This window comes from Streptomyces sp. NPDC001100 (assembly GCF_053598575.1).
Window position 1 is genome coordinate 59,231 of record NZ_JBSFKO010000007.1, and the last position, 24,653, is coordinate 83,883.

The 24,653-nt window shown below is 70.3% G+C and carries 18 protein-coding genes and 1 pseudogene; 7 read left to right on the plus strand and 12 right to left on the minus strand.

The window, feature by feature from the left end; translation table 11 throughout:
• Window positions 1–31 precede the first annotated feature (31 nt).
• A complete protein-coding gene (locus ACWDEW_RS12090) occupies window positions 32–1,282 on the minus strand; it encodes a serine hydrolase domain-containing protein (protein ID WP_450512013.1) in 1,251 nt (416 codons plus the stop codon).
• A gap of 533 nt (window positions 1,283–1,815) precedes the next feature.
• On the opposite strand from ACWDEW_RS12090, the gene ACWDEW_RS12095 reads away from it, so the two are divergent.
• Window positions 1,816–2,082 carry a hypothetical protein gene (locus tag ACWDEW_RS12095; protein ID WP_450512015.1) on the plus strand — a complete coding sequence of 89 codons (267 nt, stop codon included), beginning with the start codon at window positions 1,816–1,818 and terminating at the stop codon, window positions 2,080–2,082.
• A gap of 50 nt (window positions 2,083–2,132) precedes the next feature.
• Here the strand turns inward: ACWDEW_RS12095 and ACWDEW_RS12100 are convergent, their stop codons facing one another.
• The 3 genes from ACWDEW_RS12100 to ACWDEW_RS12110 form a co-directional block, all read right to left on the minus strand.
• Window positions 2,133–2,993 (minus strand): hypothetical protein, encoded by an 861-nt coding sequence (locus ACWDEW_RS12100; RefSeq protein WP_450512017.1) that lies wholly within the window; start codon window positions 2,991–2,993, stop codon window positions 2,133–2,135.
• Window positions 2,994–3,185: 192 nt separating this feature from the next.
• A complete protein-coding gene (locus tag ACWDEW_RS12105; RefSeq protein ID WP_450512019.1) occupies window positions 3,186–4,286 on the minus strand; it encodes a metallophosphoesterase in 1,101 nt (366 codons plus the stop codon).
• A 1,200-nt stretch (window positions 4,287–5,486) separates the two neighbouring features.
• Complete coding sequence (locus ACWDEW_RS12110; RefSeq protein ID WP_078532683.1) at window positions 5,487–6,599, minus strand: LacI family DNA-binding transcriptional regulator; 1,113 nt, start codon at window positions 6,597–6,599, stop codon at window positions 5,487–5,489.
• A gap of 431 nt (window positions 6,600–7,030) precedes the next feature.
• Here ACWDEW_RS12110 and hisC point away from each other — a divergent pair, with 431 nt between their 5' ends.
• The 6 genes and pseudogenes from hisC to ACWDEW_RS12140 all read left to right on the plus strand — a co-directional run.
• Entirely contained in the window at window positions 7,031–8,110 is a 1,080-nt protein-coding gene (hisC, locus tag ACWDEW_RS12115; protein WP_450512022.1) for a histidinol-phosphate transaminase, read from the plus strand.
• 275 nt (window positions 8,111–8,385) lie between these two features.
• The gene (locus ACWDEW_RS12120; RefSeq protein WP_450512024.1) at window positions 8,386–9,894 is read left to right on the plus strand and encodes a cytochrome ubiquinol oxidase subunit I; all 1,509 of its coding nucleotides are present in this window, start codon (window positions 8,386–8,388) and stop codon (window positions 9,892–9,894) included.
• Window positions 9,895–9,915: 21 nt separating this feature from the next.
• Window positions 9,916–10,920 carry a cytochrome d ubiquinol oxidase subunit II gene (cydB, locus tag ACWDEW_RS12125; protein WP_450512025.1) on the plus strand — a complete coding sequence of 335 codons (1,005 nt, stop codon included), beginning with the start codon at window positions 9,916–9,918 and terminating at the stop codon, window positions 10,918–10,920.
• A 101-nt stretch (window positions 10,921–11,021) separates the two neighbouring features.
• Entirely contained in the window at window positions 11,022–14,513 is a 3,492-nt protein-coding gene (gene cydD / locus ACWDEW_RS12130) for a thiol reductant ABC exporter subunit CydD (RefSeq protein WP_450512027.1), read from the plus strand.
• A 61-nt stretch (window positions 14,514–14,574) separates the two neighbouring features.
• A complete protein-coding gene (locus ACWDEW_RS12135) occupies window positions 14,575–16,260 on the plus strand; it encodes a sensor histidine kinase (RefSeq protein ID WP_450512029.1) in 1,686 nt (561 codons plus the stop codon).
• 209 nt (window positions 16,261–16,469) lie between these two features.
• A pseudogene (locus ACWDEW_RS12140) lies at window positions 16,470–16,955 on the plus strand (M23 family metallopeptidase); the annotation flags it as partial.
• A 1-nt stretch (window position 16,956) separates the two neighbouring features.
• Here ACWDEW_RS12140 and ACWDEW_RS12145 read toward each other — a convergent pair.
• From ACWDEW_RS12145 to ACWDEW_RS12180, 8 genes are all read right to left on the minus strand, one after another.
• Complete coding sequence (locus ACWDEW_RS12145; RefSeq protein ID WP_450512031.1) at window positions 16,957–17,844, minus strand: Cof-type HAD-IIB family hydrolase; 888 nt, start codon at window positions 17,842–17,844, stop codon at window positions 16,957–16,959.
• Window positions 17,845–17,933: 89 nt separating this feature from the next.
• The gene (locus ACWDEW_RS12150) at window positions 17,934–18,836 is read right to left on the minus strand and encodes an LLM class flavin-dependent oxidoreductase (RefSeq protein WP_450512033.1); all 903 of its coding nucleotides are present in this window, start codon (window positions 18,834–18,836) and stop codon (window positions 17,934–17,936) included.
• Window positions 18,837–18,878: 42 nt separating this feature from the next.
• Window positions 18,879–19,325 carry a hypothetical protein gene (locus ACWDEW_RS12155; protein WP_450512035.1) on the minus strand — a complete coding sequence of 149 codons (447 nt, stop codon included), beginning with the start codon at window positions 19,323–19,325 and terminating at the stop codon, window positions 18,879–18,881.
• 65 nt (window positions 19,326–19,390) lie between these two features.
• Complete coding sequence (locus ACWDEW_RS12160; RefSeq protein WP_450512037.1) at window positions 19,391–19,939, minus strand: RNA 2'-phosphotransferase; 549 nt, start codon at window positions 19,937–19,939, stop codon at window positions 19,391–19,393.
• A 122-nt stretch (window positions 19,940–20,061) separates the two neighbouring features.
• Window positions 20,062–21,027 (minus strand): MerR family transcriptional regulator, encoded by a 966-nt coding sequence (locus tag ACWDEW_RS12165; protein ID WP_450512039.1) that lies wholly within the window; start codon window positions 21,025–21,027, stop codon window positions 20,062–20,064.
• On the minus strand, window positions 21,024–21,971 hold the full coding sequence (locus ACWDEW_RS12170) for a metal-dependent hydrolase (RefSeq protein WP_450512041.1): 948 nt from the start codon (window positions 21,969–21,971) through the stop codon (window positions 21,024–21,026). The genes ACWDEW_RS12165 and ACWDEW_RS12170 overlap by 4 nt, the downstream gene beginning before the upstream one ends.
• Window positions 21,968–23,752: an SDR family oxidoreductase gene (locus tag ACWDEW_RS12175; RefSeq protein ID WP_450512043.1), complete on the minus strand. Its 1,785-nt coding sequence runs from the start codon at window positions 23,750–23,752 to the stop codon at window positions 21,968–21,970. The genes ACWDEW_RS12170 and ACWDEW_RS12175 overlap by 4 nt, the downstream gene beginning before the upstream one ends.
• Complete coding sequence (locus ACWDEW_RS12180) at window positions 23,749–24,591, minus strand: M24 family metallopeptidase (protein ID WP_450512045.1); 843 nt, start codon at window positions 24,589–24,591, stop codon at window positions 23,749–23,751. The genes ACWDEW_RS12175 and ACWDEW_RS12180 overlap by 4 nt, the downstream gene beginning before the upstream one ends.
• Window positions 24,592–24,653: the final 62 nt, after the last annotated feature.

The window sequence follows — 24,653 nt, forward strand, 5'->3', positions numbered from 1 at the left end:
CGGCGGGGTCGGGCACGGCCCAGCACGGTAACTAGCTCTTCGGCGAGCCCTTGGCTGACGTGTTGTCGCACAGGGCGTGGTCCACGAGGGTGCCTGTCGCACGGTTGAGGGCGGTGAGGTCCGGCGGCGCGGTGGTGGTCGTGATGGAGACGGTCACCGCGCGCCTGCCGTCGGCGCTCACCGCGGGGCGGGTGTTGACGCCCGCCCCGTCGCCCTCGTGGGTGTAGTAGAAGCCGCCGCAGGAGAGCGGGATCCTGCGCAGGCCGAGGCCGTAGGTGCCCTCGGGCATCTCGGCCACGTCCTCCGGGTCGTCGGTCCGCTGCACGGTCTGCCGCATCTCGCGCCACTGCGCGGCGGGGAGCAGTCGCCCGCCGGCCAGGGCCCGGAAGAAGGTGTTCAGGTCGGCGGTGGTGCTGACCACACCGGAGTCCGCGGTGTGCTGGAAGCTGTGGTCGGTGACGTCGAGACGCTTGCCGTCGGCGGTCGTCAGATACGCGTTCACGTGCGGGTCTGGCAGGAACGGATTGAGGCCGGGGACGGAGGTGTTGCGCAGTCCGAGCTTCGCGACGATCCGGTGGGCGACCAGGTCCTGCCAGCTCGAACCGCCGGCCTTCTCGGCGATCATCCCGGCCAGCAGGTAGTTGGTGTTGGAGTACGCCCACCGGGTGGCCCCGCCCGACTGCGGCACGAAGAGCGGGCGGTGCTTCATCGCGACGGCGACGAGGTCGGCCGCCGGGGTGGTGTCGTAGCGGTTCTCGTCGAAGTGGTTGATCAGGCGGTCCTGGATCGCCGGGTCGTCGATGTAGTCGTAGAGGCCGCTGGTCTGCCGGAGCAGGTCGCGGACGGTGATGCGGGTGCCGTCATTGCCGTTGCCCGTGACGACTCCCGGCAGCCAGTGCTCGACGGTGTCGTCGAGCGACAGCCGCTTCTCCGCCACGAGTTGGAGGACGACGGTCGCCACGAACGTCTTCGTCGTGCTCGCCACACGGAAGTGCGCGTTCCAGGGGATCGGGGCCGTGGAGTCGACCGTGCGCGTGCCGATGCGGGCCATGAGCGGTGCGCCGTTCGGTCCGTCGACCCTGGCCAGCACGTTCACATGGCCGCCCCCGGCCTTCCGTACGGCTGCCAGGTCGTGCTGGAGCGTGGCCTCGTCGTACACGTGGGAGGGGTGGTTCGGCGCCGGGCGTCCGGTGGTGGCTGTCGCGGCCACGGGCGCGCCGAGTGCGAGCAACGCCGCTGCCAGCACGGCGGCGCCGGTCGTCCTCGACGACGGCATCTGCATGTCCGAATCCCCCGTTGCTCCTGGTCCTGATCGGTGACGATCACCAGCCAACCGGATCGGGGCGCGGGGGAGGATGGGGCTGCCCTCCGAATGAGAGGTCGAGGTAGCCCCCGTACGAGCCCATCGCGGCGAACCCCGTTGGAGGTCGTAACGGAAGAGACAAGCCACGCGTGCCGCGATCAAGGTCTCTGCCCTGCCCTGCCCTGCTTGGCATGGGTGACATCTCCCAGACCGCTCTCGAAGAACAGCCGGAATTCCATCTGAGTCTGCGTCTGACGGACTACTAAACTCTTCTCGCGGCCCAGCAATTGGACCGTCGGCTGGCCGACGGGACCACCCTCGTTCGCGTTATCTCGATCCCGAGGACCCGCTGTCGGCACCTGCTTTTCTGCAATGCAGTTTCGCCGTGAAAATGGTGGTAGTGACGGCCGACGACACGCTGATCGTCACGCGGCGCAGCAACAGGGTCCGTCGGCAGGAGCGCGCCGGATCTGCACGCGGTCGCGCGGCGCGGCATGCGCGAGGAGCTGGCCATGGAACCGCACGAGTACGCACTCGACAGGCCGGCCTTCATGCGGGACATCGAGAAGCGGCAATGGAGCGCCCACTTCTACGGCCGGCTCAAGGACGTGAGGTGTGCCGAAATGCAGGCGCGTATCAGCAGAGGGGTGGCGGACGGATGGGAACATCAGGCCATCGATTTCGTTCCGTTCCGCACTTCGACGGTAATCAAGTACATGCTGCGCGCCGATCGCATTCACCGGTGGGTCGCAGCGCAGATAATTCGCCGAATTCCGTGAACTCGGGTTTTCGGCTTGCGCTCCCCTGGGTGGGGGCGCAAGCCGAGGGGCTACTCCGGCTGGTGGTCGGGCCCCCCGAAGTCCGGGCTGGAGAAGTCCGGGCTGCTGAAGCTCGGGCGGTGGCCCGGTTCCGGGCCGTCGTCGGGGCTGGAGAAGCCCGGGCGGTCGTAGCCGAGGTGCGGCATGCGACTCGGGCCCGTGGGTGTCGTACGGCGCAGTGCAGCCGTGCCCGGGGCCGCGAGCGCCTCCTGGAGGAACGGCAGGATGCCGCGTTCCAGAAGGGCGTCGTGCCAGGCTTCCCTGGCCCGGGCCACCTCGCCGCCCGACTCGCCGTAGGGGTCGGCGTCGAACGTCGGCCGGTTGCGCAGGGCCGTGAGGAGCAGGCCGATGGCGGCGACGAGGATCGCCGCGGCGGTCATCGCGCCGAACACCCAGCCGGCGGTGAGCATGGTCTGCGCGAACGCGGGTTCGGGGGTGAGCATCTTGAGGATGTAACCCACGAGCAGGAATATCGCCGCGGCCGTGCCGGCGAGGACGGGGGTGAGGACGGCGGCGACGGCGACGGCACCCGCACCTTCGGCAGCCTCCCCCAGGGTGGTGGCGAGCCCCATCGCGCCCATGCCGTCCGGCTCCGCGGAGCCGGTCTCGGGGACGGACGACGGGGTGGACGACGCCGGGCGGCGCAGTTCCTCGCGGACCTTCACGTAGTGCTGGTACTCGGTCGCCGCGGCCGCCGTGATGAGTGCGGTGGCGTTCAGCGCCATGGTGCGCAGCTGTTCGGGGTTGAGCCGCTTACCGACAGCGGCCAGTTCCGGGCGGGTAGGGGCGGAGCGCAGCGCCTCGTCGAGGATCCGCTCGTACTCCTGGCGGTCCTCGCTGTGCAGGTGCTGCGGAACGCTGTTCATGTGCATCCCCCGATGCTCCGTAGGGCTTGGGGCTCGCATGCCAACGAGCCGTCGGGCAGAAACGGAGGGGAGCCTGCTACGGATAAGCCGATGGTAGAGCGGCGACGGCACACGGTGACAGGGGGTTTCCAGAAATTGGCCCCTGGCCAGCGCTGTCGTCCGCCGGTCCTCCGAGGGGGACGTCTGCCCGTTAAACGCTCAGATATCCAACGGCAGTTGCTGGACCAGCAGTTTTCCGGCCATGGTCACTCCGCCGTCCATCGCGATGGCCAGTCCCTCGGCGTAGACGTGAGGTCCCTCGACCACGGGACTCGCGGTGTCCTCGCCGTCCTCGGAGCCGACGTCGCCCAGAAGGTAGGGAATCGGGCTGTGGCCGTGCACGATCCGGGTACCGCCGTACATGTCGAGCAATGAGCGGACATGTTCGGCACCGCCCTCGTCGCGGAAGGAGAAGCGCTTGGTGAACTTGCGGAACACGTCCCACACCTCGTCCGCGTCGTTGCGCGTGAGGGTCTCGCGGACGTTGTCGTTGACCGCTTCGATCGAGTCGCCGTAGTCGAGGTAGGCGGTGGTGTCGGAGTGGACGAGGAGGTGCCCGTCGACCTCCTCCATGGCGTCCAGCCGGGCCATCCACTGCAGGTGGACGTCCTGGAGGCGGTCCATGTCGGTCTTCTGGCCGCCGTTGAGCAGCCAGGCCGCCTGGAAGGTGGCGGTGCCCGCGCCGGAGTTGACGGGGGTGTCGCCGAACCGCTTGGCGCCGAGCAGCAGCAGCTCGTGGTTGCCCATGAGGGCCTTGCAGTAGCCGCCGGCCGCGGCGGCCTCGGCGGACAGCCGCATCACCAGGTCGATGACGCCGATGCCGTCCGGGCCGCGGTCGGTGAAGTCGCCGAGGAACCACAGCCGCGCGGTGCCCGCGCACCAGCTGCCGGCCGCGTCGATCAGGCCCTTCTCCCGCAGTGCGGCCACCAGTTCGTCCAGGTAGCCGTGCACATCCCCTACGACGAACAGCGGACCGGGGCCCTCCGTCTGCCGCGGAATGCTCACCGACGCCGGGTCCACCGCGACCTGAACCGTGTCACCCCGATGGATGACCGGCAGATCGCGCTGAGTCGGCGTGTACCCGTCGGGATAGGCCTCGTCAAAGGCCTCCTCGTCGGGTCGTACGGCGCCGGGCTGCGCGCTGTCGGCGTACGGACCGGTCTCGTGGACATACGCCGGTACCCGGAAGTCGCGCAACGTCGCCGTCCGCTCCACCTCGGGTCCCTGACCGGCCCCCTGAGTCATCGACCCCTCCACCATCGCGCCGCGTCTGCACCGCGTCGGACTGCCTGGTCGCAGCGGCCCGCGGTGTCGTGGGCCCATCATAGGAATGCGGATCGCGCCATGTGATGACCCAGGGGTGGTGAATCAGAGCAGGACTCCGGCTCACCGTGGCTTTCGCCCCGATTGGGCAGGGCTTCGACCACTCGACCAGCACCCGAGGGCCGATCGGTTCCCGCCGGAAGGGCGGCTGGATTTCGCCGGTGCGGTGACCTCCGGCGGTTGCCGTACTCCACCTCCGACTTCGGTACGACCGCCTGCCGTCGACCGGTCGGTGGTCGGCTCCGGTGCCGGGTGGGTGCCTGGGGAGACGGGGCGGGCGGACGTTGAAGGGGCGGGACCGGGCGATACGGGCCGAACGGCAACGGATGCGTGCCCGGGGACACAGGGTTGGGCGGGCGTCGAGGGGGCAGGGCGGGCGGTACGGCCCGAACGGCGCCGGGTGGGAGTCCCGGCACCGTCCGGCCCGTACCGGAGCCCGAGGGGAGCGCCCGGGCACCGCCCACCCGCCACTCCGCCCCGAGAGACGCCCGGCCCCGCACCAACTGCCTCGCGGAGCCCGTCACGACGTCCTTCCCCCCAGCCATTACGACGTCCTCCCCCTCCGGCCGTCCCACCCCTCACCGCGCGGGCCGTGAGAAGGGGCCCAACGCCGCCCCGTCCCGGCCACGACCCCGCCCCCCATGTCCGTCACCACACCCCGAGCAGCCCTCGACGCGGGAAAGCGCCGGCAGGCGGACCCACCGGACGGTCGACCCACCGACAGGCTCGCCGGGGCAGCTCCACCGCCACGCCCGGTCTGTCGCCGACCTGACCCACCGCCGGCCCGACCCACCGCCCGACCGGTTCACACAACCGGGCAGCCCGGGCCTGACCGGGATCAGGCGCACCGGGAAGGGAAACAGGCAGACAGACCACCGTAAGACCCGACGACAGCCCCCCACCGGACTGACCGATCCACCGACTGGCCGACAGGCCCGACCGTTGCCCCGCCCACCGAAGCCAGACTGGCCGACAGGCCTGCCCCGTCGCCCCGCCCACAGACGGCCCGACCGCTGGCCCCCCGACCGCCGGACGGCCCGCCCGGCCGACCGGCTGTTCGCCCCCTCCGGGAACTCGACCGACGGGCTGTCCTACCCACCGGCCGTCCAATCCCGCCCATTCCGGCCCAACGTCGCCCTACTTCCCCTCCGGCGACCGAGGCGGACTCACCGTCGTCCGTGGTGGGCGTCGCTGGGACGACGTACGGATGATCAGTTCGGTCGGTATCACCTGCTCGACCGGCAGGTCCGAATCGACCCCCTCGATGGCGTCGATGAGGAGCTGTACCACCGCCGTACCGATGCGGCGCGGTTTCAGTGAGAGCGTGGTGATCGGCGGCTCGGTGTTGGCGTACACCGTGGACTCGCTGCAGCACACCAGCAGCAGATCCTCCGGCACCCGCATCCCGTAGCGGCGCGCGGCGGCCAGCAGATCCGTGCCGTTGGGGTCGAACAGGCCGTAGACCGCGTCGGGCCGGTCGGGCCGGGCGAGCAGCCGGTCGGCGGCGACGGCGCCCGCGCACGGATCGTGCGCCGGATAGGACTCGTACACCGGATCCTGGCCCACCCGCTCGCACCAACGCAGGTATGCGGTGGTCGAGAGGTGTGTGTACGTGTCCGTGCTCGTGCCCGTGAGCAGGCCGATCCGGCGGGCGCCGGCGTCGGCAAGGTGGTCGAGGATGCCGAGGACGGCGGCCTCGTGGTCGTTGTCGACCCAGGCGGTCACCGGGAGCGAGCCGGCCGGGCGGCCGTCGGAGACGACCGGTAAACCCTGTCGGACGAGCTCGCTGACCACCGGGTCCTGGTCGGACGGGTCGATGACGACCGTGCCGTCCAGGGCGACGTTCGACCACACGTCGTGGCGCGAGGTCGCCGGAAGGATCACGAGGGCGTAGCCGCGGGCGAGCGCGGCCGAGGTGGCCGCCCTCGCCATCTCGGCGAAGTACGCGAATTCGGTGAAGGTGAAAGGTTCATCCCCGTACGTCGTGACGGTCAGGCCGATGAGGCCCGATTTCCCGGTACGGAGCGTGCGAGCCGCCGCGGAGGGGCGATAGCCCAGCCGGTCGGCCACTTCGCGGACATGGCGTCGGGTGGCGTCCGGGAGCCGGCCCTTGCCGTTGAGGGCGTCGGAGACGGTCGTGATGGAGACTCCGGCCGCGGCGGCCACATCTCTGATTCCCGCCCGGCCCGGCCGGCTTCCTCGACGAGAGGTTTCCGCGCGGCTCACCTGGTGCTTCCCTGCTGCTGTCATGGCGAGCCGATAGTAGGGCTCATGCGGTGGGGTAGTGCGGACGCATATGCACGCGTTGACAGGCACGTTTCTGCAAGGTCATGAAGGGTCAACTGCCTTAGAAACAAAGTCAGTTAAACGTTTCGATGGCATTACGTGACTTGTCGGCGCGCATGGGCCTGCCAAGTCCCCGATGTTTCGAAGAGGTCTCAACTCACCTGCACGAGGGATGCGCGCCACGGCGTGAGCTACCGGCGCATAGATATATGTACAGCGCGCCCCCGGTTCGTGCGCCTTCGTGCGGTGTTGCCCCTGATGTGGATGTGACATGTGAGGCAGTCCCGGCCGACGTCCGCAGGCCGCTCACCCGGACGCGACCTGTACGCGGCGACGTCGAATCCTCATAAGGTGAGCAGTATTGAAATCCGGTGGTGGTCACAAGGAGGACTGCGGTGAGCGAGACGAGCCCCAAGCTGCGCGCCGAGCTGGAGGGTATCCCCACCTACAAGCCGGGCAAGCCCGCCGCGGCGGACGGTCCGGTGGCCTACAAGCTGTCCTCCAACGAGAACCCGTATTCGCCGCTGCCCGGTGTCATGGAGAGCGTGACGGCGGCCGCCGCCTCCTTCAACCGCTACCCGGACATGGCCTGCACCGGCCTGATGAACGAGCTGGCGGAACGGTTCGGCGTCCCCGTCTCCCACCTGGCCACCGGCACCGGCTCGGTCGGCGTCGCCCAGCAGCTGATCCAGGCGACCGCCGGCCCCGGCGACGAGGTCATGTACGCCTGGCGCTCGTTCGAGGCGTACCCGATCATCACGCGGATCAGCGGCGCCACGGCCGTACAGGTGCCGCTGACCCCGGGCGATGTGCACGACCTGGACGCGATGGCCGACGCGATCACCGACCGGACCCGGCTGATCTTCGTCTGCAACCCCAACAACCCGACGGGCACGGTCGTACGGCGGACCGAGCTGGAGCGCTTCCTGGACCGGGTGCCCGGCGATGTGCTCGTCGTGCTGGACGAGGCGTACCGCGAGTTCATCCGGGACATGGAGGTGCCGGACGGCGTCCAGCTCTACCGCGACCGGCCGAACGTCTGCGTCCTGCGCACCTTCTCCAAGGCGTACGGCCTCGCCGGGCTGCGGGTCGGCTTCGCTGTCGCGCACGAGCCGGTGGCGGCGGCACTGCGCAAGACGGCGGTGCCGTTCGGGGTGAGCCAGCTCGCGCAGGACGCGGCGGTCGCCTCGCTGCGCGCGGAGGACGAACTGCTGGGCCGGGTCGGCTCGTTGGTGGCCGAGCGCACCCGCGTGGTCGACACGCTGCGCGCCCAGGGCTGGACGGTTCCGGAGACCCAGGCGAACTTCGTGTGGCTGCGGCTGGGGGAGCGCACGGTCGACTTCGCGGCGGTGTGCGAGCAGCACGGCGTGGTGGTGCGGCCGTTCGCGGGCGAGGGTGTGCGGATCACGGTCGGGGAGACCGAGGCCAACGACATCTTCCTGAAGGTGGCGGAGGGCTTCCGCAAGGAGCTGTGAACGACAAGGGTCTGTGAACGACGGTCGCGAACCTGCGGGGCGTCTCGGTTCCACGTGAAACCGGGGCGCCCCGCGCCATAGGCCGACCGGCCCCGGCTGATGTGACGTACGGGACTGCATTAGGGACCCCCCGCCCATCACATGTCGAACAGCCATGCGTCATAATCCTTGTGAATGTGAACGCGTTCACAAGCGTGTCCTGCTTGTCCAGTGATGCGTGTGACATAAGGGGCAAACTGCCGCTGTGACCACGGCGACATAAGGAGACTGACGACGTGGATTTGGCTCTGGCGCCGGAGACACTGGCGCGATGGCAGTTCGGCATCACCACCGTCTACCACTTCCTGTTCGTCCCCCTGACGATCTCGCTCGCCGCTCTCACGGCCGGGTTGCAGACCGCGTGGGTGCGCACGGAGAAGGAGAAGTACCTCAGAGCCACCAAGTTCTGGGGCAAGCTCTTCCTGATCAACATCGCCATGGGCGTCGTCACGGGCATCGTGCAGGAGTTCCAGTTCGGTATGAACTGGTCCGCCTACTCGCGGTTCGTCGGTGACATCTTCGGTGCCCCGCTCGCCTTCGAGGCGCTGATCGCGTTCTTCTTCGAGTCCACCTTCATCGGGCTGTGGATCTTCGGCTGGGACAAGCTCCCCAAGCGGATCCACCTGGCCTGCATCTGGATGGTCTCGATCGGCACGATCCTCTCGGCGTACTTCATCCTTGCCGCCAACTCGTGGATGCAGCACCCCGTCGGCTACAAGATCAACAAAGCCAAGGGCCGTGCCGAACTCACCGACTTCTGGCACGTCCTGACCCAGAACACCGCGCTCGCGCAGGCCTTCCACACGCTCTCCGCGTCCTTCCTGACCGGCGGCGCGTTCATGGTCGGCATCGCGGCCTTCCACCTGTTCCGCAAGAAGCACATCGCGGTGATGAAGAGCTCGCTACGGCTGGGCCTGATCACCGTCACCATCGCCGGACTGCTCACCGCCGTCAGCGGCGACACCCTCGGCAAGGTCATGTTCAAGCAGCAGCCGATGAAGATGGCCGCCGCCGAGGCCCTCTGGGACGGTCAGGACTCAGCGCCGTTCTCGATCTTCGCCTACGGCGACGTCAGCAAGGGCCACAACACCGTCGAGCTCTCGATCCCCGGGATACTGTCGTTCCTCGCCGACGACGACTTCGGCTCGTACGTCCCCGGTATCAACGACACCAACAAGGCCGAGCAGGCCAAGTACGGCCCCGGCGACTACCGGCCCATCATCCCCGTCACCTTCTGGGCGTTCCGCTGGATGATCGGCTTCGGCATGGCGTCCTTCGCCGTCGGCCTGGCCGGACTCTGGCTGACCCGCAAGAAGTTCATGCTGCCCCAGCATCTGCGGGTCGGCGAGGACGAGGTCCCGAACGTGGTCCTCTTCAAGAAGAAGGCCCTCGGCCCGAAACTCACCAAGCTCTACTGGCTGGTGTCCATCTGGACCCTCGGCTTCCCCCTCATCGCCAACTCCTGGGGCTGGATCTTCACCGAGATGGGCCGCCAGCCCTGGGTCGTCTACGGCCTCTTCCAGACCCGTGACGCCGTCTCCCCCAGCGTCTCCCAGGGCGAGGTCCTCACCTCGATGATCGTCTTCACCTCGCTCTACGCGATCCTCGCCGTCATCGAGGTCAAGCTGCTCGCGAAGTACGTCAAGGCCGGCCCGCCCGAACTCACCGAGGCCGACCTCAACCCGCCCACGAAGATCGGCGGCGACTCCCAGGACGCCGACAAGCCGATGGCCTTCTCGTACTAGGCCGAGGGAGTTGCAACTGTCATGGAACTGCACGACGTCTGGTTCGTCCTCATCGCCGTCCTGTGGACCGGCTACTTCTTCCTGGAGGGCTTCGACTTCGGGGTCGGCATCCTCACCAAGCTGCTCGCCCGTAACCGCACCGAGAAGCGGGTGCTGATCAACACGATCGGCCCGGTCTGGGACGGCAACGAGGTCTGGCTGCTCACGGCCGGCGGCGCCACCTTCGCCGCCTTCCCCGAGTGGTACGCCACCCTCTTCTCCGGCTTCTACCTCGCCCTGCTGATCATCCTGGTCTGCCTGATCGTCCGGGGCGTCGCCTTCGAGTACCGGGCGAAGCGGCCCGAGGAGAACTGGCAGCGCAACTGGGAGACGGCGATCTTCTGGACCTCGCTGCTCCCTGCGTTCCTGTGGGGTGTGGCCTTCGGCAACATCGTGCGGGGCGTGAAGATCGACAAGAACTTCGAGTACGTGGGCAACTTCTGGGACCTGCTCAACCCGTACGCCCTCCTCGGCGGTCTGGTCACGCTGACGCTGTTCACCTTCCACGGCGCGGTGTTCACGGCGCTCAAGACCGTCGGTGACATCCGGGTGCGGGCACGGAAGCTGGCCCTTCAAGTCGGTCTCGTCACCGCCCTGTTGGCACTGGCCTTCCTGATCTGGACCCAGGTCGACAGCGGTGACGGCAAGAGCCTGGTCGCGTTGGTCGTGGCCGTCGTCGCTCTGGTCGCGGCGCTGGGGGCGATCCAAGTCGGGCGTGAGGGCTGGTCGTTCGCATTCTCCGGGGTCACGATCGTGGCGGCCGTCGCGATGCTCTTTCTGTCACTCTTCCCGAACGTCATGCCGTCCTCGCTCAACGCGGACTGGAGCCTCACGGTCACCAACGCCTCGTCGAGCCCGTACACACTGAAGATCATGACCTGGTGCGCGGGGGTCGCCACCCCGATCGTCCTGCTCTACCAGGGCTGGACGTACTGGGTGTTCCGCAAGCGGATCGGTACGCAGCACATCGCCGAAGCGGCGCACTGAGGCCGAGCACTGAGTCCGCTTTGGGGCATGTTTCACGTGAAACATGCCCCCTTGGGACCTACTGAGAAGTCGGGACATCCCGAGAAGAGGGTGTGTTTCACGTGAAACCAATCGACCCACGGCTCCTTCGATACGCCCGCGCCACCCGGCTGTTCATGGCGGCGGTCGTCGGCCTGGGAGCCGTCGGGGCGCTGCTGGTCATCGCCCAGGCGATGCTCATCGCCGAGGTCGTGGTCGGCGCCTTCCAGCACGGCAAGTCCGTGAGTGAACTCGGCACTCCCCTACTGCTGTTGGTGGCCGTGGCGGCCGGCCGCGCCCTCGTCTCCTGGCTCACCGAACTCGCCGCCCACCGCGCCAGTACCTCCGTGAAGTCGGAGCTACGGCGGCGGCTGCTGGAGCGGTCCGTGGAGCTGGGCCCCGGCTGGCTGAGCGGGCAGCGGACCGGCTCGCTGGTCGCCCTCGCCACGCGTGGTGTCGACGCCCTCGACGACTACTTCTCGCGCTATCTCCCGCAGTTGGGGCTCGCGATCGTCGTTCCCGTGGCGGTGCTGGCGCGGATCGTCACCGAGGACTGGGTGTCGGCGGCGATCACCGTCGGCACCCTGCCGCTCATCCCGCTCTTCATGGTGATGATCGGCTGGGCCACGCAGTCCCGGATGGACCGTCAGTGGCAGTTGCTGTCCCGGCTCTCCGGGCACTTCCTGGATGTGGTCGCGGGGCTGCCCACCCTGAAGGTGTTCGGGCGGGCCAAGGCGCAGGCCGAGTCGATCCGGCGCATCACCGGCGAGTACCGGCAGGCGACCATGCGGACGCTGCGGATCGCCTTCGTCTCCTCCTTCGCGCTGGAACTCCTGGCCACGCTCTCCGTGGCCCTGGTCGCCGTGACGATCGGCATGCGGCTCGTCCACGGCGACATGGACCTCTACATCGGCCTCGTCGTCCTCGTCCTGGCACCTGAGGCGTATCTGCCCCTGCGCCAGGTGGGCGCGCAGTACCACGCGGCGGCGGAGGGCCTGGCGGCGGCCGAGGAGATCTTCTCGGTACTGGAGACACCGGTACCGGCCACGGGCACCGCCGAAGTACCGTCCGATGCCCTCGCCTTCGAAGGCGTGACGGTCCGGTATCCCGGGCGTTCCGTGGACGCCGTGTCGGACGTGTCCTTCGCCGTGGAAACCGGCGAGACGGTCGCTCTCGTCGGCCCGAGTGGCTCGGGCAAGTCCACTTTGGTGAACGCCCTGTTGGGGTTCGTGCGGCCCGCCGAGGGCCGGGTGCTGGTCGGGGGAGTCGACCTCGCCGACGCCGACCTGGAACGGTGGCGGTCGCGGATCGCCTGGGTGCCGCAACGGCCGCAGCTGTACGCCGGGACGATCGCCGAGAACGTACGGCTCGCCCGGCCCGACGCCGACGACACCGCCGTACGGCGGGCCTTGGCCGACGCAGGCGCCCTGGACTTCGTGGACGCGCTGCCCGAGGGCATCGGGAGTGCGCTCGGTGAGGACGGGGCGGGACTGTCCGCCGGGCAGCGGCAGCGGCTCGCGCTGGCCCGCGCCTTCCTCGCCGACCGGCCCGTCCTGCTCCTCGACGAGCCGACGGCCGCACTGGACGGGGCGACCGAGGCCGAAGTGGTCGAGGCGGTAGGGCGGTTGGCGGTCGGGCGGACGGTGCTGCTCGTGGTGCACCGGCCGGCCTTGCTGGCGTTGGCGGACCGGGTGGTGCGGGTGACGGAGGGCGAGGCCGCGGTTCGCGGGGAGGCCGGGCCGACGCTCGCCGGTACGAGCCCGGTCTTGTCGGAGACGCCGACGGCTTCCTCGGACGAGTCCGAGACACGACTCACGGCACACACGGGCAGCGTCCTCTCCCGCGTCCGCGCCATGTCCGGTGCCCGGCGTGGCCGCCTCGCCCTGGCACTGCTGCTCGGAAGTCTCGCGCTGGGCAGTGCGGTGGGACTCATGGCCACCTCGGGGTGGCTGATCTCGCGGGCCTCGCAGCAACCGCCCGTGCTGTATCTGATGGTGGCGGTGACCGCGACCCGGACCTTCGGTATCGGCCGGGCCGTGTTCCGGTACGGGGAGCGGCTCGTGTCGCACGACGCGGTGCTGCGGATGCTGGCCGACACCCGGGTCGCCGTCTACCGGCGCCTTGAGCGGCTGGCACCCGCCGGCCTGCGAGACACCCGACGCGGCGATCTGCTGTCCCGGCTCGTCGCCGACGTGGACGCGCTCCAGGACTACTGGCTGCGCTGGCTGCTGCCCGCCGGGGTCGCGGCCACCGTCTCGGCGGCGACGGTCGGCTTCACGGCCTGGCTGCTGCCCGAGGCCGGTGCCGTGCTCGCGGTGGGTCTCCTCGCGGCCGGTGTCGGCGTGCCGCTCGTCACCGGCGCCGTGGCCCGTCGTGCCGAACGGCGGCTGGCCCCGGCCCGTGGCGCGCTCGCCACCCGGGTGACCGAACTGCTCACCGGCACCGCCGAGTTGACGGTCGCCGGCGCACTGCCCGCCCGTACCGCCGAGGCCCGGCGCGCAGACGGCGTACTCACCCGGATCGCCTCGCGCGCCGCCACCGCCACCGCGCTCGGTGACGGCCTCACCGCGCTGATCTCCGGCCTGACCGTCGCCGCCACCGCCCTGGTGGCCGCCCAGGCCGTCGCCGCGGGACGGCTCAGCGGTGTCCTGACGGCGGTCGTCGTCCTCACCCCGCTCGCCGCCTTCGAGGCCGTCCTCGGACTGCCCCTCGCCGTGCAGTACCGGCAGCGGGTCCGCAAGAGCGCCGAGCGGGTGTACGAGGTCCTGGACGCCCCCGAGCCCGTACGGGAACTGGAGCAGCCCCGCCCGGCGCCCGCGACGCCGTTCCCGCTCGTCGTGCAGGGACTGGCCGCCCGGCACACCGGGCAGGACCGGGACGCGCTCGCCGGGCTCGACCTGACGCTGGAGAAGGGGCGCCGGGTCGCCGTGGTCGGGCCCTCCGGGTCCGGCAAGACGACGCTGGCGCAGGTGCTGCTGCGCTTCCTCGACGCGGACGCCGGTACGTACACACTGGCCGGCGTGGACGCGTACGCCCTGGACGGCGACGACGTACGACGGTTCGTGGGGCTGTGTGCCCAGGACGCGCACCTCTTCGACAGCTCGGTGCGGGAGAACCTGCTGCTCGCGAAGAAGGACGCGACCGAGGACGAACTGCGGGCCGCGCTGGAGCGGGCCAGGCTGCTCGACTGGGCCGACGGGCTGCCCGACGGACTGGACACCCTCGTCGGTGAGCACGGGGCGCGGCTGTCCGGCGGCCAGCGGCAGCGGCTGGCCCTCGCCCGCGCACTGCTCGCGGACTTCCCGGTGCTCGTGCTCGACGAACCCGCCGAACACCTGGACCTGGCGACCGCCGACGCGCTCACCGCCGATCTGCTGGCCGCCACGGAGGGCCGTACGACCCTGCTCATCACGCACCGGCTGGCGGGACTTGAGGACGTGGACGAGGTGATCGTGCTGGACGAGGGACGGGTCGTGCAGCGGGGGCCGTACGCCGGACTGGCCTCGGTGGCGGGGCCGTTGCGGGGGATGGCGGACCGGGAGGCGGAGTCGGAGCTGCTGGTGGCGGCCGGGTAGCGAGACCGGCGGCACAGGCGCTCGACTTTCGCGGACAAAGAGGACTAATTAGGCTCGGGTCATGTCAGCCGCTGCGAGTGCCGGTCCCCCGTCGTCCTCCTCGGAGCTGTCCGCCGAACCGGCCGTGCGTGTGCCGCAGTTGCTGGCGGCGATGCGGTCCGTGGGCAGCGGGCTCGAACTGCACTCCACGCTGGAGCGGATCTGCGAGGCGGCGGCGACGCTGACTGAAGCCCGTTACGCGGGTCTCGGTGTCGTGGACGAGGACGGCGAGGCCCTGGCCGACTTCGTCTTCCACGGGGTCGACGCGGGGACCGCGCGGCGCATCGGACGGTTTCCCGACGGGCACAAGGGCCTGCTCGGCGCGCTCATCCGGGAGCCGGATCCGGTCCGGCTCGTGGATGTGACCCAGGACCCGCGCTCCTGGGGCTTTCCCGCGCACCATCCCAGGATGCGCGGCTTCCTCGGTGTTCCGATCCGAGTCCAGGGCGAGGTCTTCGGGAATCTCTATCTGGGCGAGAAACGCGGCGGGGACCCGTTCGACGACGACGACGTCAACATGGTCCGGGTCCTGGCGACCGAGGCCGGCATCGCGATCGGCAACGCCCGGCTGTACGAGGCCGCTCAGCAGCGTGAGCGGTGGATCGACGGGTCGGTGGCCGTCACGACCGCCCTGCTGTCCGGCGGGGACGCCGAGGACGCGCTCCAGGTCGTCGCGGAACGGGCCCGTCGGCTGTCCGGGTCGGCGGCCGGGATCGTCCTGCTGCCCGCGGACGAGGGCGGCATGGAGATCGTCGCCGTGGCCTCGGAACAGCCGTCGAACCAGCTCGGCGAAGTCGTCCCGCCGGAGAGCGAGATCGTCGCGCAACTCCTCGACGGACAGCCGGTGTTCGTGGGGGACGCGGGCACCGATCCCCGTATGATCAGCGCCCTCGCGCGCGCGTACGGGCCGATCATGGCGCTGCCCCTGCAGAGCGGAGGGCGCGTCCTGGGGGCCTTGGTCACACCTCGCGCGTGCGGCGAGCCGCCGTTCACGGAGGCGGAACGTACCCTCGCGATCCAGTTCGCCTCGCAGGCCGCGCTCGCGCTGATGATGGCCGAGGCGCAGCGCGACCGGGAACGCCTCGCGGTGTACGAGGACCGGGACCGGATCGCCCGCGACCTGCACGACCTGGTCGTCCAACGGCTGTTCGCCACCGGCATGATGCTGGAGAGCGCCCGGCGCGACTCGCTCGTGCCCGAGGTGCGGCAGGGCGTGGGCAACGCCGTCGACGAACTCGACATCACCATCCAGGAGATCCGCACCGCGATCTTCGCGCTCCAACAGGGGCCCACCGAAGCCCCCTCCACGCTGCGCACGCGGGTGCTGCGGGAGATCAACATGGCCGCCGTGCCGCTCGGTTTCACACCCGCACACCGTTTCGTCGGCGCGGTCGACACCGTGGTCGGCGACCTCACCGGCAAGAACCTCATCGCTGCCCTGCGCGAGGCCCTCTCCAACGCGTTCCGGCACGCGGCGGCCACCCGGATCGAGGTCGTCGTCGACGCGGGCGCGACCCTGCCCGACGGAGGGCCGGGCGTCCGGCTCACCGTCGCGGACGACGGGGTCGGCATCCCGGAGGGCGGTCGCCGCAGCGGCCTGAAGAACCTCAAGCGACGGGCCGAATCCCTGGGCGGCGACAGCTGGTACGGGCCGGGCATCGGCGAGGACGGAGGCGGTACGACGGTGGTGTGGCAGGCACCCGACTGAGCCCCTCACCACAGGGCTCCCACTGAGCCGTTCGTGCCACCCCGTCCCCCAGGCGTACGACTTGAACAGGGCGCCGGTCCGGCGCGCGGGTCACGATCGCTGACATGCCCTCATCTCGCCGTCACCCACTGCTCGTTCCGGTGCTGCTGTGCGCGATCGCCGTTCTGGCGGCCCGCCCCGGCGACGGCGACAGCCACACCGCCGGTGCCGGGCGGCCGGACGCCTCGGGAGCGGCGGGCTCCTGCCCGGGCGCTGTCCGCCCGGACCAGCCGCCGGCGACTGAAACCGCCTCATGGGTCGCGCCGGTGGAGTCGAGCGAGCTGTCCGCCGGATTCGGCAGCAGCGGCTCCCGCTGGGCGAACCGCCACACCGGCCAGGACTTCGCGGTGCCCGTCGGCACACCGGTCCGGGCGGCCGGAGCGGGCCGCGTGGTGCGGGTGTCCTGCGGCGGCGCCTTCGGCATGCAGATCGTGGTCGAGCATCCGGGCGGCTACTGCACGCAGTACGCCCATCTCGCCACCGTCGCCGTCGACCAGGGGGACCAGGTAACCACTGGTCAGTGGATCGGCGAGTCCGGCACCACGGGCAACTCCACCGGCCCCCACCTGCACTTCGAGGTACGGACCACCCCGGAGACGGACTCGGCGATCGATCCGCTGCCGTGGCTGGCGGCGCGCGGAGTGGCTGTCGGCTGAGCTACCGCCGCTCGGACAGCATCCGCTCGATCACGACGGCCACGCCGTCCTCGTTGTTGTCGACGGTTCGCCCCGAGGCCGCCGCGAGCACGGCGGGGTGCGCATTGCCCATCGCGTACGACTGTCCGGCCCAGGTGAGCATCTCGACGTCGTTCGGCATGTCACCGAAGGCGACGACCTCCTCGGGCGCGATACCCCGCTCCGCGCAGCACAGGGCGAGCGTGCTCGCCTTGGAGACGCCCGGGCCGCTGATCTCCAGCAGGGCGCTGGGACTTGAGCGGGTGACGTTCGCGCGGTCGCCCAGGGCGAGGCGGGCGGTGGTCAGGAAGTCGTCCGGGTCGAGGTCGGGGTGGAACGCGAGGATCTTCAGCACCGGTTCGTCGGCCCCCGGGGCGTCCGCCGCGAGGAGCTTCTCGGCGGGCGCGAGGGTGTCCGGGATCTCCATGTGCAGCTTCGGATACGCCGGCTCCTGGTAGAAGCCGTAGGTCTGCTCGATCGCGTACACGGTCCCGGGCGCCGCCTCGCGCACCAGTCGTACGGCGTCGAGGGCGTTGTTCCGGGCCAGTTCGCGGACCTTCACGAAGCGGTGGGCCCCGGGGCCGCCGTGCAGGTCGACCACGGCGGCGCCGTTTCCGCAGATCGCCAGGCCGTGGCCGTGGACGTGGTCGCTGACGACGTCCATCCAGCGGGCCGGGCGGCCGGTCACGAAGAAGACCTCGATGCCCGCCTCCTCGGCAGCCGCCAGGGCGGCCACCGTGCGGGGGGACACCGACTTGTCGTCGCGCAGCAGAGTGCCGTCCAGGTCGGTGGCGATCAGCCGTGGCGGGACGGCGGAGGCCGGGGTCTCGGGCTGTCGAGTAGCTGAGGTCACCGGGCCATTCTCCCGCATATGCCCGCACGGCCGTGCGGCAGTGCGCACATGTGAGTGGTTACGGCCCCAGCAGGGCCGTTGCGCCCGAGGTCAGGGGTGCGGCCGGGTCAGCGGAGCTGCGTGGGGGCTTCCATCGCGATCTGCTCGAAGACCTTCTCGTCCGCCGCGAAGTCGGAGTCCGGGATCGGCCAGTGGATCACGATGTCGGTGAAGCCCAGTTCCTGGTGCCGGCCCGCGAAGTCGACGAAGGCGCCGAGGGACTCCAGCGGACGCCCGCGGTCCGGGGTGAAACCGGTGAGCAGGATCTTGTCGAGCCCGGCCGTGTCCCGGCCGATGGCCGCGCAGGCGTCGGCCAGCTTCTCGACCTGCCCACGAATGGCGTGAACCGACTGCTCGGGAGTCCCGCTCTCGAACAACCGGGGATCACCAGTGGTCACCCAGGCCTGCCCGTGGCGGGCGGTGAGCTTCAGACCGCGGGGCCCGGTGGCGGCCACCGCGAACGGCAGCCGGGGCCGCTGCACACACCCCGGGATGTTCCGGGCCTCGTGCGCCGAGTAGAAGTCGCCCTCGTACGACACCGAGTCCTCGGTGAGCAGCCGGTCCAGCAGCGGAACGAACTCCCCGAACCGGTCGGCACGCTCCCGTGGGGTCCACGGGTCCTGTCCGAGCGCGGTGGCGTCGAAGCCGGTACCGCCCGCACCAATGCCGAGGGTGATGCGCCCGTCGGAGACGTCGTCGAGCGTGATGAGGTCCTTGGCGAGGGTCACCGGGTGCCGGAAATTGGGCGACGTGACGAGCGTGCCCAGACGCATCCGCTCGGTCACGGCCGCTGCGGCGGTCAGTGTCGGTACGGCGCCGAACCACGGGCCGTCCCGGAAGGTGCGCCAGGACAGGTGGTCGTAGGTGTAGGCGGTGTGGAAGCCGAGCTGCTCCGCGCGCTGCCATGCCTCGCGGCTCCCCTCGTTCCAGCGGCGGTACGGGAGGATCACGGTGCTCAGGCGCAGGTTCATGGCTCCCAGGCTATGCGGCTGTCCGTGTTTCACGTGAAACCGTCACCTGATGCGGCCGTTCAGCCACGGCGTGAGAGTGATCATCGAGATCCACTCCTTGTGCGTCCGGTCGCCGGGCAGCGGGACGATCAGGTTGCAACTGGGTGGGAAACGGCGGGCCTTGACGTAGGCGTGGCCGTCGAAGACGGAGCGGAGGAAAGCGGGGACGTCGTCGCGTGCGACGTCGGGGCAGGCGATGCCCTCGACCGTGATCACGGCGTCGTCCTCGGGAAAGAGCCGCACGCTCACCCGTGGCAGTCCGCCGAACTCGACGAAGGCCTCGTGCGGGAGCGAACCGTCAGGGTCCGTGGTGACACCGAAACCCGCGGAGGTGCGGCGCGAGGTCTGGTCGGCGCCGATGTCGTGGGTGACCTCGATCTCACGCGCGTACTCGGCCGCGATGTCGCGCAGGACGGTGACGGCCGCCTCGGTGCTGGGGAAGTGGTCCATACCTCTGATCATGCCGGGGTGGTGCGGCCGGGGCCATACCCGGTGACACATCCCGGGCCGCGGGATCAGTGGGATTCGGGGAAGCGCAGATAGCGCGTCGGTACCGCCTCGGTGAGCCACACCCCGTTCTCGCTGACCCGGAACACATGGCCGTCGCCGTGCATCGCGCCCGCGTCCACGGTGAGCACGACGGGCCGGCCGCGGCGGGCGCCCACCCGGGTCGCGGTCTCCCGGTCGGCGGAGAGATGCACGGCGTGGCGGTTCATGGGTCGTAGCCCCTCGGCCCGGATCGCGTCCAGGTTGCGCGCCACCGTGCCGTGGAAGAGGTACGACGGCGGGGTGGCCGGGGGCAGTCCGAGGTCGACCTCGATGCTGTGGCCCTGGCTGGCGCGGATACGCGTGCCCTCGATCGCGAAGCGCTTCTTGTCGTTCGTGGCCACCACATGGTCGAGTTCCTCACGGCTGAACCGGAACCCGTGCGCGGCACAGGCGGCGATCAGCGTGTCGATCTCGACCCAGCCGGCCTCGTCGAGGGTGAGCCCGATCCGCTCGGGCTGGTGGCGCAGGTGCTTCGAGAGGTACTTCGACACCTTCACGGTGCGTCTTTCATCCATCCGCTCAGCATGACGGGAGAGACGCGGATCACGCATTTTCTTTTGGGGCCGATGTTTGGTCCACAACCAACTGTAGTTATCCACAGGGTATTTGGCGTTTCTGTGGACAACTCCCTGCCATGTCACACCTGTTCGTCAAGATCGGCTGGGGGACGACCACTTGGCATGAGCGCATCCAACGCCCTTGCCCGCAGCTCCCGTTCAGCTGCCAGCGCGACGAACTCCGCCGCGTTCGCCGCCCCAACCAGCCCCTCCACGGCCCGCATTGTCTCTTCGGGCACGGCCACAGAACGTGACGAGGACACCGACGGCGAAGGTTCCGCCGCCCCGAGGTGCTGCCGTAGCGAACGGTTGGCGAACAGCCGCATCGCGCGGGCGAGTTCGGCGTCCACAGTCTGCTGGGCGAGCGGGCGCAGCCGTCGTACGAGCGAGGCCGCCTCGGTCGCGTCCGCGTCGGTCGGACGGTGCGTGCCGTCGAGGTAGCGGGCGAAGACGTGCTCGGTGGTGAACTCCAGGAAACGGGAGGCGATGTGCTCGACCTGGACCCTCAACTCCCGCAGATGGGAAGAGATCGCGGACAGCGGAACCCCCGAGGCGTGCAACTCGACTGCCACGGCCAGCTCTTGGGGGCTCGGCACAAGGAAGGAGTCGGTGTCTCCCGGGACCGGCTCCAGTACGCCGAGCTCGACGGCCTCGGCGACGGCCGCGTCGTCCGGGCTGCCGCCGAAGCGCCGCTCCAGTTCGGCGCGCGAGATCCGGGCCGCCTCCTCGTCGCTCCACGGCCCGTCGACCTCCGCGACCAGCCCGAGCACCCCGCCCAGCCCCCGGCCCGCGTCCCAGGCCTCCAGCAACTCCTTGATGGAGGCCAGGGTGTAGCCGCGGTCGAGCAGGTCCGCGATCTGACGGAGCCGGGCCAGATGGACGTCCGCGTACACATTGGCCCGCCCGCGCCGCTCGGGGCGGGGGAGCAGCCCGCGGTCCTGATAGGCGCGGATCGTCCGGACGGTGGCCCCGCTGAGCCGCGCGAGATCCTCGATCCGGTAGGCGACGTCGTGGGTGTCGGAGCCGCTGCCGCCCCCGGCACTCACGCGGCCCCCGCCCGCGCCGCCGGTGACCGCCTCAGGTACTCCACCGCCCGGCTCAGCGATCCCTCCCGCGAGGGATGGTAGGAGCGGCGCAGATAGCGGGGGACGGCCGCGCCGAGGGACCGCCAGGTGGGCAACAGGCCTTTCCGTACGGCCCTGTTGTGCTCGGCGAGCGAGTAGCGGACGCGTCCGGCGAGCTGGGGGTCGTGGCGGATCAGGTAGGCCGTGCCCCAGGCCCACAGGTAGAGCATCACGGGTGCGGTGACCGTCATGCCGGCGATTCGGCGGGCGTACCGGGGGAGACCGCGGCCCCCGCAGTGCTGGAACATGTCGAAGGCCACCGCGCGGTGTTCGACCTCCTCCGCGCCGTGCCAGCGCAGCAGGTCGAGCATGATCTCGTCGGCGCCCGCCCGGTCGAGGTCCTCCGCGGCCAGGATCCAGTCGCCGAGCACCGCCGTGAACTGTTCGATCGCCGCGACGACCGCGAGCCGGAAGCGCAGCCACTCGCGCTCGGGCAAGGGCGCGCCGAGCGGCGGGCGTTCGCCCAGCAGCCGTTCGAAGAGGAAGTCGACGTACCGGGTGAAGCGGGCGGTGTCGAGCCGCTGGGCCGCGAGATGGTCCAGCACGTGCGCGTGCTGGACGCTGTGCGTGGCCTCCTGGCCCATGAACCCCTTGACGTCCGCGAGGAGTTCGGGGTCGCTGACCAGCGGCAGGCCTTCCTTGAGGACCTTCACGAACCACCGCTCCCCCGCCGGCAGCAGCAGATGCAGCACGTTGACGACATGCGTGGCGGTCGGCTCGTCCGGGATCCAGTGCAGGGGCGTGCGCGACCAGTCGAAGGAGACCCGGCGGGGCGCGATCGCGTGGTGTTCACGCGCGTGGCGCTCGCTCGCCTTGTGCTCGCTCGCTTCGTGCTCGTTCTCGTCGTGCTCGTGCGCGGAGGTCACAGCGGCGGCTCCAGTCTCGCCACCGCCCGCAGCGCGCGCGGGGCGAACCGGGACAGCAGATGGGCGCCGCGTGCCTCCGGGGTGACCGGTACGACGGCCCGGTCCCGGACGACCGCCCGCAGGATCGCGTCGGCGACCTTCTCCGGCGGGTAGTTCCGCAGCCCGTACAGCCGTGCCGACCGCTTCTGGCGCCGTTTCTCCTCGGCGGCGTCGACCCCGGCGAAGCGCGCGGTCGAGGTGATGTTGGTGTTGACCAGGCCCGGGCATATGGCCGAGACACCGATCCCCTGTCCGGACAGCTCGGCGCGCAGGCACTCGCTGAGCATCAGGACGGCCGCCTTGGAGGTGCTGTAGGCGGGCAGCGCCTTGGAGGGCTGGAAGGCCGCCGCCGACGCGGTGTTGACGATGTGGCCGCCCTGGCCGCGCTCGGCCATCTGCTTCCCGAAGAGCCGGCAGCCGTGGATGACGCCCCACAGGTTGACGTCGAGGACCTTCTTCCACTCCTCCGGGGTGGTGTCGAAGAAGGAACCGGAGAGTCCGATTCCGGCGTTGTTCACCAGGACGTCCACCACGCCGTACTCGCCGGCGACCTTCGCGGCGAGTTTCTCCATGGCCTGCCCGTCGGAGACGTCGACCGTCTCCGCCCAGGCCTCGGGGGCGCCGATCAGCCGCGCCAACTCGGCGGTGCGGGCGGCACTTTCCGCGTCCCGGTCGACGGCCACCACGCGCGCGCCCGCCTCGGCGAACGCGAACGCCGTGGCCCGCCCGATCCCGCTGCCGGCCCCCGTGACCAGCACGAGCTGCCCGCCGAACCGCTGGGCGTACTTGCCTGTCCCCGTCCCCGTGGACGTCAGCGGACCTCTTTCGCCGGCCGTCACCAGACCCCCTTCGTTGTCCGTCACGAACTCCGCGATCCAGGAGGCCAGTTGATCGGGCCGCGTGCGCGGGATCCAGTGCTTGGCCGGCAGCGTCCGCCGCACCAGCTCAGGCGCCCACTCCTCCAGCCCGTCGTAGAGCCGCTCGGAGAGAAACGCGTCCCCCAGAGGCGTGATGAGCTGCACGCGCGCGTGCGCGTACGCGTCGGGGCGGGGCCTGCGCAGCCTGGCGCGGACGTTGTCGCGGTACAGCCAGGCGCCGTGGGCCGCGTCCAGGGGAAGCGACGACGTGGGGTAGTCGCCGCGCGGCACCTTCTCGACGCGCTCCAGGATCTTCGGCCAGCGTCTGCCGAGCGGGCCGCGCCAGGCGAGTTCGGGCAGCACGGGCGTGTGCAGCAGGTACACGTACCAGGACTTGGCGCCCTGGCCCAGGAGTTGGCCGACGCGGCGCGGGGTGGGCCGGGTCAGGCGTTTGTTGATCCAGTGCCCGAAGTGGTCGAGGGAGGGCCCGGACATCGACGTGAAGGAGGCGATACGGCCCTTCGTGCGCTCGACCGTGACGAACTCCCAGGACTGCACCGAGCCCCAGTCGTGGCCCACCAGGTGCACCGGCCGGTCCGGGCTGACCGCGTCCGCGACCGCCAGGAAGTCGTCCGTCAGCTTCTCCAGGGTGAACGCGCCCCGCAGCGGCTTCGGTGCCGTGGACCGGCCGTGGCCCCGGACGTCGTAGAGCACGACGTGGAAGCGGTCGGCGAGCCGGGACGCGACCTCGGACCACACCTCCTTGCTGTCGGGATAGCCGTGCACCAGGAGCACGGTGGGGTTCGACTCGTCCCCCAGCTCGGCCACGCACAGCTCGACTCCACCGGTCCGCACCCGGCGCTCGCGTGCACCCTCAAACGTCACTTGTCCTCCGCCCAGCGCCGCACGTGCGGCAGATCGTCGTCCAGCCAGAAGGCGCTCTGCTCGGGGTCCTTGGAGTCGGTGACGACGAGGATCTCCTCGAACTTGGCGCCCGTGCCCCGGAATCCGAGGTGGGGTTCGACCGCCCACAGGCCGGGGTGCGGGGGGTGGTCGGAGAAGCGGTACGGCGACCACAGCGGGGACCAGCCCTCGCGGTGGCCGTGCAGCGCGTCGCCGGCCAGGCCCTTCAGGGACTGCGTGCCGAACCCGAACAGGCGCGGGGACCAACGGCGTTCGGCGACCCGGTCGACCTTGTGCGCGATCACGCCGAAGGGGTAGGCGCGGTGCCGGTTGGCGTAGCCCTGGCGGACCATGAGGCGGTCCACGTCCTCGTAGATCTCGCGCAGTGGGCGCCGCTCGCGCACCTCGCGCAGCAGCAGCTCGCGATGGGCCTCCAGGTCGGCCATGAGCCGGTCCTGCACCGCGTTCGCGCCCAGGGAGCCCGAATACCCGATGTCGGCTGTGAAGCCCTTGTACACCGGGGCCATGTCCAGGATGAACGGCATCCCGGGCTCCAGTCGGCGGTTCGTGGGGAAGAACTGCAGCGGTATCCGGAAGTTCGTGAATGCCGTGCGGTCGCCGAACCAGGCGAAGGGCAGATGGAACCAGTCCTTCACACCCTTCGCGCGCAGCCAGGATCGCTGCATCCGCGCCGCATCGCGCTCGGTCACCCCGGGCTCCAGCCGGGTCGCGACGGCTTCGGCGCACTCGTACGCCAGCCGCTGGACCTCCCTGAACCCCCGCAGTTCCGCGGAGAGTTCGCGTGTCACCGCCGTAGTCATGCCACCGCCCCACCTGTCCACACCGACTGCGGTACGTGCTCGTAACTTGACACTGGTGAATG